Consider the following 8,356-nt stretch of genomic DNA (forward strand, 5'->3'; position numbering starts at 1 on the left):
GTAGAAAGCACACGGTTTGCGCATCAAAGGCAAACCGCAGAGCGACAAAAGCGGTCGCACTGCTCAACAGCGGTGCCCGCTACGCGCGCACAGAAGCGAGACTTTAAAAGTTCAAACGCGGAAGCCTAGTTGTCGCGTTCGATGGTGTTCGCGCACGCCCTACTCGTCCGCTTCGCCGGACGCTAAACCTGTTCAACGAAAGTGTTTGGAAAGCTGCGCACAGCACATTCAAAAGCCAAACATTGCGAATCAAAAACAGTAGTTCACAGGTCTAACAATTCGTTCAAGCCGAACTTGCTTCGCGGCCCGGCTCATGTGGTAGCGTTTACCACATCGCCGATGCCGCTACGCAAGTCGGCTTAACTCAGGCGTTAGGCCAAGCATGGAACAGCGATGCGTTGCCGACATTGAAGGGCCTTGGCGCGAACCTGACTTTGACTCTGGCTTGATTCGCCGCTGCCGAAAAAACTGGTCAGTCCCGGTCTGGAACCTGACCAATGAAGCGCTTGCCACCTTTCTTCGTCAAAAGTTCGCCCTGGAAATTGTCCTTCCGGAGGGCCGGCGTCGTTTGGCGGCCAACTTCACGGATGACACAGAAATGCATCCGGAAGAGCTGCGGGATGCCATTGAAATCGCTGAGAGAAGCTTGGCCTAACAATTCGTTCAAGCCGAGCCCGCTTCGCGGTCTCGGCGCTGGCGCTATGATTGAACCATCGCCGGTCCCGCTCAGCGGGCCGGCTTAACTCAGGCGTTAGACATCATGAGCAACGCAGTGCCCGCCGAGATTTCGGTACAGCTATCACAGGCACTCAACGTCATCGAGCATCATCTGGGATCGACGTTGCTGGCCGTGCATTTGTACGGCTCTGCACTCGACGGTGGCCTGAAGCCATGCAGTGATATTGATTTGCTGGTTACTGTGACTGCACAGCTCGATGAGACTGTGCGGCAGGCTCTGTTCGTAGATTTCCTGGAAGTTTCCGCTTCTCCCGGCCAAAGTGAAGCTCTCCGTGCCTTGGAAGTTACCATCGTCGTGTACGGCGATGTTGTTCCTTGGCGTTATCCAGCCAGACGGGAACTGCAATTCGGGGAGTGGCAGCGCAAGGACATTCTTGCGGGCATCTTCGAGCCCGCGACAACCGATGTTGATCTGGCTATTCTGCTAACTAAAGCAAGGCAACACAGCCTTGCCTTGGCAGGTTCGGCCGCAGAAGATTTCTTCAACCCAGTCCCGGAAAGCGATCTATTCAAAGCATTGGCCGACACCTTGAAACTATGGAACTCACAACCGGATTGGGCAGGCGACGAGCGGAATGTAGTGCTTACTTTGTCTCGCATTTGGTACAGCGCAGCAACCGGCAAGATAGCGCCGAAGGATGTAGCTGCCAACTGGGTAATGGAACGCCTGCCCGTCCAACATCAGCCCGTGCTGCTTGAAGCCCAGCAGGCTTACCTTGGACAAGGGATGGATTGCTTGGCCTCACGCGCTGATCAGTTGACTGCGTTCATTTACTTTGTGAAGCACGAAGCCGCCAGTCTGCTCGGCTCCACGCCAATGATGTCTAACAGTTCATTCAAGCCGACGCCGCTTCGCGGCGCGGCTTAATTCAGGCGTTAGACCGCGGGTGCAGGATTTGAGTCGATCCATCGAAGGAGCACTTTCGGTTATAGTCGCGCTAGGCGCGACCATTTGCAGCAGCTGGCTTCCGCGCAAGACGCCTGTGACTCGCCCCAGCATCATGGGTTGTGAAAACGGGTGTGACGTCGCTGCCGGCGGATGGCCATTCATTTATGTCGTGGATGGAATGACCAGCTCCCCGGTTGGATCCGCGGACTTCCTGGGTGCACTCGTAGGATTGGATGACATCCGCTGGGAAATGTTCGCGTTGAACTTTGTTGTCTGGCTCTCGGCAATTGCAATCGTTGCATTTGCGTTCTCAAAGCGGAGATAGTCGCTAGCGGTCTAACAATTCGTTCAAGCCGAGCCCGCTTCGCGGTCTCGGCGCTGGCGCTATGATTGAACCATCGCCGCGCCCGCTCAGCGGGCCGGCTTAACTCAGGCGTTAGGTTTGCAATGAACATGATCGGCTTCATGATCTTTCTGTGCGGCGCACTTGTCCTCGCGGGTGGCGGCCTGACCCTTGTCGGCACTTGGCACAGATCTAGTCTGTCGGATAAGGCTTACCGCTTAGTCGTCTCGTCTAAGGGTCGCGCCCACCCCCTTGGCCGAGCTTTTATGGCGGTCTTGTGCATCTCACACGGCTTGTTCCTTTGCTTTTCCGCCGCACGAATAATCTGGAGCGATGACCTTCTCGGCATGATCGGCATGTTCTTCTGCGGGACATCGGTGGGTCTGTCTCTCGCTCTCTTCCTAGCAGGACAACGCAACGGGCAGCAAACCTAACAATTCGTTCAAGCCGAGCCCGCTTCGCGGCCTCGGCGTGGCGTCGTAGACTGTGCCATCGCCGCGGCCGCAAATCGGTCCGGCTTAACTCAGGCGTTAGGCCCCGTATGAGCAACCGCAGCAAGTCAAAGAGAGAAGCGAAAGCGGCGGCTGCATTGGAGAGACGAGCAGAGGTCGCAAGTCGCAAGCGAGAGCAGCGCGAACGATTGCGCACCAAGCATTCGCAGCCCGTTACTCTTCGGGAAAGGCTTTGGGCAACTCTGGACGGTGCCTGGTACGTTCTTGGCGGCCCGCTGGTCTGGATTTTTCGCCGTGGACCGATCTTTCGTAACCGGCGTCAGAAAGGCTCTCAGTCCGGGGCCTAACAACTCGTTCAAGCCGAGCCCGCTTCGCGGTCTCGGCAGAAGCGCTAGGATTGTGCCTCTGCCGTGCCCGCTCAGCGGGCCGGCTTAACTCAGGCGTTAGGCCCCTATGGCTGCAAGATTGCGACTTGGACGTAGGTTGCTGGCGACAATCGCATTGCTTGGAGCCCTTCTGCTCTTGCTGGTGCGCTGCGAGTTCCAGCCGATTCCCCTATCGGCGGTGTCACGCAGCGAGAAGTCAGAGCAGGTCATAGAGGTGACTATCAAATCCTCGGACGCACGGATTATCAAAAGACGTGAGTTCTACTTCTCTGTAGTCATCATCAACTGCTCAGATCCTGTCAATCGCTATCCCGCACATCCGGACATTGGCGGAGACACCGTCGGTGGGTTCAACTTCCCGATAGACAGCGAATCCGTTCTAATCACTGCACGCGTTCCAGCAGGAATTTTTGATCAATACAATGATCCTTGTGTTTTCCTGGAGGGTGGCGGCTACTTCAGCGGAACCATCAAGTCCAAGGTTGTCCCAGTTCATCAGGTTCTGCGTACGGGGCCTAACAATTCATTCAAGCCGACGCCGCTTCGCGGCGCGGCTTAACTCAGGCGTTAGCCTTCAAAGGGGAGTTTCATGGAGCTTCGTGATATGGAATATGTTGGATTTTGGCCGCGACTAGGTGCCGCAATCATTGACGCGATTCTTGTCAGCGCTATCACCGTTCCTGTCCTTACCTTGATTTATGGATCGTCTTATTGGACGAGCGACAAGTTTATCCATGGCCCTGCTGACTTCATAATTAGCTGGATCCTGCCAGCGATTGCCTATGTTTGGCTCTGGGTAGCAACTGGTCAAACGCCAGGTAAAATGGCAATTGGTGCCAGAATCGTTGATGCAGATACAGGCAGGAATATTTCAATCGGGAAAGCCATAGCCCGATATCTCTCCTACTTTATTAGTGCTATCGGACTCTTGATCGGCTACATATGGATTGGGTTTGACCCTAAAAAGCAAGGCTGGCATGACCACATCGCTCGCACCGTTGTGATCAGAAGCAAAAATCGTGGCCCTCAGCCAGTTCGATTTGAAGGCTAACAGTTCGTTCAAGCCGACGTTGCTTCGTGGCCGCGCTTGCGGGTACGCTTGCAGCGTAACCCGCCGCTTGCCACTGCGCACCGCGGCTTAACTCAGGCGTTAGGCCGCAGGAACAAGCATGAGGGTTGCCTTGCAAAAGCTGTTGATCATCTTGGCACTCGCTGCCTTCGCAGGAATCTCAGCCGGCAATTTAATCGGCGGCCTGGCTTCTGGAGTCATCAATGGACCATCTCGTGGCAAAGATGCAATTGCATTCGCTAGCCACCCGATTGGTTTCAGCCTAATGGCATTGCTCTATCTTGTAATGGCGGTCGGCACTGCCGGTTACGCGTATCACATTGCAAAAAACAAGCCAGCGGCCTAACAATTCGTTCAAGCCGAACCTGCTTCGCGGTCCGGCTCATGCGGTAACGTGTACCACACCGCCGTACCGCTACGCAGGTCGGCTTAACTCAGGCGTTAGACCTGCGTTGGATGCTCTTCAATCGCCCAGGGAAAAAAGCATGGATCTTGGAAACGCAAACTGGAACCTTCTTCGCTGGTCTCTTTTGGCTGTCGGAATTGCGGCCTTGGGAAACGGGGCCATAATGCTGCAACAACAGAAAGAGGCTTTCTTCGCCTACGCGAGCATCGCAGCAGGCGTGCTCATTCTTGGCCTAATTGCCGCTCGCTGGAAGAAAGGTCCAATTGCCTTCCATTGATAGTGCAAGCACAAATACTGTCGGGCAATGCTCAGATATGCCTCTTCAGAAGCCGTTGCCGCAGGTCTAACAATTCGTTCAAGCCGAACCTACTTCGCGGCCTGACTTGCGTGGTAGCGTGTACCACTCCGTCCGGCCGCTACGCAGGTCGGCTTAACTCAGGCGTTAGGCCTCTGCCAGAGGATCACTGCATGACTCAAATCACGATTACTGATACTGAATTCCTAATCAGCCTTCCATATTCACATCGTGAGCGGGCCAAAAATATTCCCGACTACCGATGGGACCCGGCTGAAAAAGTTTGGAGATACTATCGAAGTCCTTACATCTATGATCGAATCATTTACGAATTTGGCCCAGACGAGATTGAATGGCTCGATGCGCAAACGAACACACAACACAACGCCCTTGAATCGCCAGAACTTACGGATCTCCGCCGACGCCTGCTTGAGTCATGGGAAAAGCAAATAGAAACTAATACTAAGCTTATGAACCTAATGGAAGCAGCTTTTATTCATGGCTTCCCAGAAAATGGAACTTTCGACGAATTTCATGAGTTCACGCAAGCTGCGTACTCTAACAATCGCTCGTCTATCCAGTTGCTGACCGAGTTGGCAGTATCCCGCGCCAAAATCGCCGATCTCGAAGCAGGCCTCAACTCATCATTGACTCTGGATGTTGAGTCCTTGCCTAGAGCGATCGTCTCTCTCTCCTGGGGATCAGTGGGGCCGCTTCCCACCGTTCTTCAGAATCTGAAACTAGACAGAAGCACTCCAATAGTTTTGTCCACCTCGTTGGTCAAGCATCTAGCCTCCCTACTACGCAAAGAATCTGATGAGCAGTTGAAGTTTCAAGATTTGATACGAGAAGCAGAAGACGCTCGGATACTGACATCTAACGGGGCAAGGCTTTGCCAGACGCTCCGCGTCCAGAGAAATTTAGTCGCTCATGAAGACTTTCCAGATAACGAAGTTCTTCCGCGCGGACTTCTTTGCGTCATTTCTTATGCCTTGGTTGCTCGGGAACTCTTAACGCACTAAGAGGCCTAACAATTCGTTCAAGCCGAACCTGCTTCGCGGCCCGGCTCATGTGGTAGCGTTTACCACAGCGCCGTGCCGCTACGCAGTTCGGCTTAACTCAGGCGTTAGACCTTTGCATGAAGCAACATGGAATCCTCAAAAAGTGGAACGACGAGCGCGGCTTCGGGTTCATCGAGCTGCCTAGCACTGGCGAAGAAGTCTTCGTCCACATTTCAGAGTTCCCGCGTGGCACCAGGCCGCAAGTTGGGGAGCTAGTTTCGTTTAGTGTTGAAGCTAACGACGGGAAACGGCGCGCCACCGGAATCCGCAGAACCGCCACAAAATCAGCGCCTAGCACTCGGCGTTCTCCGCTCGGACTCTCTTCAAAAGTTGTTCCCACGATTCTTTCATTTTCGGCTCTCGTAGCGATCGCTGGTTACGGCTATCAAGAATTTCTTTCGAAGCCTGATCAACCCTCCATTCCCCAAGTGGAGTCCAACCTTTCGCAGCAACCATCTTCGCGCTTTAAGTGCGACGGACGAACCCAATGCCCGCAAATGACTTCTTGCGAGGAAGCCAAGTATTTCTTGGCTCATTGCCCGAATGTTCAGATGGACGGGAATGGCGATGGTGAACCTTGCGAACAGCAGTGGTGCAACTGAGCAAAGGTCTAACAATTCGTTCAAGCCGACGTTGCTTCGTGGCCGCGCTTGCGGTGTAAGCTAACGCTACACCGCCGCTTGCCACGTGCGCACCGCGGCTTAACTCAGGCGTTAGGCCTTTTAGGGAATTTTCATGGATCTGAAAGAGTTCATTCAACAAGCGTTAGTTCAAGTAGCAGAAGGCTTGACATCCGCTCAGGCGCCGATTCAAAACCTCGGCGGCATGTTGAACCCATCCCTTTCAGGGAATCACGAAGACCTAGGAAAGCACGGATTACTACTTGCGTTTCATTCAACGGTCTCGGTAATTACATTCGATATCGCCCTAACGGCTAATACTGGACAAGGAACAAAAGGTGGCATAGGCGTGATTGTGGGCGCTGTCAGTCTTGGGAGTACAGGCGAGTCCAAGACCGAAAGCAGCACAGTGAGCAGAATCAAATTTGCCGTCCCCATGATGCTTCCACCGCCGCAAAAGGCCTAACAGTTCGTTCAAGCCGAGCCCGCTTCGCGGCCTCGTTTTTGCGGTAAGTTGTACCGCAACGCTCGGCCGCTACGCAGGCCGGCTTAACTCAGGCGTTAGGCTGCTGTAGAAACATGCTGACAAACTCTAAAAAGAACACTGTAATTTTCGCTATAACAGCGATCGTAATCGTGTTCGCAACTGTTCTTAGCCTGAAGCCAGAGCTGTACTTTTTCTATGAGCCCGAGGACAGGGCTCAGTGGCGGCATCCAACTGGTGCGTTCCTGTTGTTCGTCGCTTTCTTCATTGCTGAGGCAGCACTTCTAGCCTGGGCGCTACGGATAGATCCTGGAAGAAGAATTTGGAGGCGAGCATTAGCAGCAACATTGCTACTTACTCCGTGGGCATTGCTCTGCGCAGCACTTGTTGTGCATGCGCCATACTTCATGATCCTGCACATTGTATGGGTCTGGTTATTGTTACTCACGCTTGCAATCGCAACAGTCGTATCAGCAATTCGCAACCTGACTGCAAGGTCGCGATCAGCAGCCTAACAATTCGTTCAAGCCGAGCCCGCTTCGCGGCCTCGTTTTTGCGGTAAGTTGTACCGCAACGCTCGGCCGCTACGCAGGCCGGCTTAACTCAGGCGTTAGCCACCGCCCGGAGGACATTGTGTCTCCAACTAAAGCCACGGAAGTTGTTCGCGAGTTCTGGCGCCTCATGGCGACGAACGACTTTCATTCGGTCACATCCGTTTTGTCCCCGGAATTCGTTCTTGAGTGGCCCCAATCCAAAGAACTCATTTCTGGCCCCCTGCGGTTTGCCCAAATGAATCATGAGTACCCAGCCCACGGACGCTGGCACTTCACCATTCATCGGCTCTTTGGCGACGACTCAGAAATTGTTTCAGACGTATCGGTCACAGATGGGGTGCAGTCTGCCCGCGCGATCTCACTATTCACCGTTTCCAAAAGCAAGATCGTGCGATTGGTAGAGTTCTGGCCGGAACCATACGAGGCACCAAGCTGGCGCTCACACCTCGTCGAGCTTATGGCTTGAACTGCTTGGACGCGGTGGCTAACAATTCATTCAAGCCGACGCCGCTTCGCGGCGCGGCTTAATTCAGGCGTTAGACGTGCAGGACGGTTTCATGCGAGCACTTCCTACGACACTACGAGTTCTCGCGATTACGCTCGGGTTGGTCAGCGCTCTCCATCTCACGCTCGGACTGAGAGCAGATGTTCTCCTGGGAGTTTCACTCCATGACTCGGTTGTCTCCAGCCCCGGCCTGTCTAGTCAGAACCGCTTCTTCGGCGTCGCTTACGCGCTTTACGCTGCAGTGCTGTGGATCTCCGCTGGCGACCTGACACGATATTTCCCAGTGCTGAAAGCGGCCCTCTGGCTCACTTTCGCGGCTGGACTTTCCCGCCTCATCTCTTGGGTTTCCTTTGGTCCTCCACCAGCAACTGTCATTGCCTTGATGGCATCCGAAATTTTGCTTCCGCCTTTGCTGCTCATCTGGCTCAGAAAATACCGGCAGCACGTCTAACAACTCGTTCAAGCCGACGTTGCTTCGTGGCCGCGCTTGCGGTGTAAGCTAACGCTACACCGCCGCTTGCCACGTGCGCAACGCGGCTTAACTCAGGCGTTAG

At 54.2% G+C, this 8,356-nt stretch carries 11 protein-coding genes; all 11 read left to right on the forward strand.

Annotated elements, in window-relative coordinates:
- The first annotated feature begins 382 nt into the window (after nucleotides 1–382).
- Nucleotides 383–655, forward strand: coding sequence for a hypothetical protein (locus BW989_RS12030; RefSeq protein ID WP_076588654.1), 273 nt, complete (start codon nucleotides 383–385; stop codon nucleotides 653–655).
- 105 nt (nucleotides 656–760) lie between these two features.
- Complete coding sequence (locus BW989_RS12035; protein WP_045898630.1) at nucleotides 761–1,606, forward strand: AadA family aminoglycoside 3''-O-nucleotidyltransferase; 846 nt, start codon at nucleotides 761–763, stop codon at nucleotides 1,604–1,606.
- Between the two features lie 1,299 nt (nucleotides 1,607–2,905).
- Nucleotides 2,906–3,367, forward strand: coding sequence for a hypothetical protein (locus BW989_RS12045; RefSeq protein ID WP_076588658.1), 462 nt, complete (start codon nucleotides 2,906–2,908; stop codon nucleotides 3,365–3,367).
- 30 nt (nucleotides 3,368–3,397) lie between these two features.
- Nucleotides 3,398–3,859: an RDD family protein gene (locus tag BW989_RS12050; RefSeq protein WP_076588660.1), complete on the forward strand. Its 462-nt coding sequence runs from the start codon at nucleotides 3,398–3,400 to the stop codon at nucleotides 3,857–3,859.
- Nucleotides 3,860–3,977: 118 nt separating this feature from the next.
- Nucleotides 3,978–4,223 (forward strand): hypothetical protein, encoded by a 246-nt coding sequence (locus tag BW989_RS12055; protein ID WP_129582929.1) that lies wholly within the window; start codon nucleotides 3,978–3,980, stop codon nucleotides 4,221–4,223.
- 139 nt (nucleotides 4,224–4,362) lie between these two features.
- The gene (locus BW989_RS12060; protein ID WP_076588663.1) at nucleotides 4,363–4,560 is read left to right on the forward strand and encodes a hypothetical protein; all 198 of its coding nucleotides are present in this window, start codon (nucleotides 4,363–4,365) and stop codon (nucleotides 4,558–4,560) included.
- Between the two features lie 191 nt (nucleotides 4,561–4,751).
- Complete coding sequence (locus BW989_RS12065; protein ID WP_076588665.1) at nucleotides 4,752–5,600, forward strand: hypothetical protein; 849 nt, start codon at nucleotides 4,752–4,754, stop codon at nucleotides 5,598–5,600.
- A gap of 116 nt (nucleotides 5,601–5,716) precedes the next feature.
- On the forward strand, nucleotides 5,717–6,241 hold the full coding sequence (locus BW989_RS12070) for a cold shock domain-containing protein (RefSeq protein WP_076588666.1): 525 nt from the start codon (nucleotides 5,717–5,719) through the stop codon (nucleotides 6,239–6,241).
- A gap of 133 nt (nucleotides 6,242–6,374) precedes the next feature.
- Nucleotides 6,375–6,725 carry a hypothetical protein gene (locus tag BW989_RS12505; protein ID WP_076588667.1) on the forward strand — a complete coding sequence of 117 codons (351 nt, stop codon included), beginning with the start codon at nucleotides 6,375–6,377 and terminating at the stop codon, nucleotides 6,723–6,725.
- A gap of 651 nt (nucleotides 6,726–7,376) precedes the next feature.
- On the forward strand, nucleotides 7,377–7,763 hold the full coding sequence (locus BW989_RS12080) for a nuclear transport factor 2 family protein (RefSeq protein WP_129582930.1): 387 nt from the start codon (nucleotides 7,377–7,379) through the stop codon (nucleotides 7,761–7,763).
- Nucleotides 7,764–7,839: 76 nt separating this feature from the next.
- Entirely contained in the window at nucleotides 7,840–8,253 is a 414-nt protein-coding gene (locus BW989_RS12085) for a DUF4345 family protein (protein WP_076588669.1), read from the forward strand.
- Nucleotides 8,254–8,356 lie beyond the last annotated feature (103 nt).

The sequence above is a fragment of the Solilutibacter tolerans genome (assembly GCF_900155935.1).
Lineage (GTDB): Bacteria > Pseudomonadota > Gammaproteobacteria > Xanthomonadales > Xanthomonadaceae > Solilutibacter > Solilutibacter tolerans.